A 676-nucleotide genomic window follows, 5' to 3' on the forward strand; every position below is an offset into this window, starting at 1 on the left:
CGTTCGCGACATCGGGATGCATTAAAAAAGCCTTCTGACCAACCATGGTTGATTGAAGGTGAGAATCGGTTGTTCCGGTGAGTTGCGCAGGAGTCATGGTATGCTCATCAATGGGTTAACTACGTGCGATTACTTCGCGAGTAGGTGTTTTAAGGTGTTTTCGTACATGTCAGTCAACTTCTCAAGATCGTCCACTTTTACGCACTCGTTCACTTTGTGAATCGTGGCATTGACAGGCCCAAGCTCAACAACTTGACCGCCCATACGAGCAATGAAACGTCCGTCTGATGTACCCCCCGTTGTGAGCAGAGCTGGTTTAGTGTTGTTCACTTCCGCTACGGCAGCGACCACAGCATCAAGTAGGGCACCCGTGTCCGTTAAGAACGGGTCGCCATTGAATGTCCAATGTAGATCGTAGTTGAGATCATGCTTATCCAGTGTTTCTGTTACGCGCTGGACGATAGTGTCATTGTTCAGTTCGGTGCTAAAACGTAGGTTGAATTGAACGTTGAACTCGCCAGGAATCACGTTAGATGCCCCTGTACCCGCAGATACATTGGGAATTTGGAAGCTTGTTGGCGGGAAGTAATCATTGCCTTTATCCCACTCTGTTGTTGCCAGTTCGTGGATGGCAAGTAGCGATGCGTGAACAGGGTTATTGGCTAGGTGAGGGTAG

1 protein-coding gene and 1 pseudogene are annotated in these 676 nt (G+C 48.8%); both read right to left on the reverse strand.

The genetic code is table 11. The features are described 5' to 3' along the window. Positions 1–97: pseudogene (locus R7Q09_RS25985) on the reverse strand (D-alanyl-D-alanine carboxypeptidase family protein); the annotation flags it as partial. A 32-nt stretch (positions 98–129) separates the two neighbouring features. Then, a partial coding sequence (locus R7Q09_RS25990; protein WP_318143926.1) for a M20/M25/M40 family metallo-hydrolase occupies positions 130–676 on the reverse strand: 547 nt, incomplete at its 5' end.

The sequence above is a fragment of the Vibrio sp. 2130-1 genome (assembly GCF_033339515.1).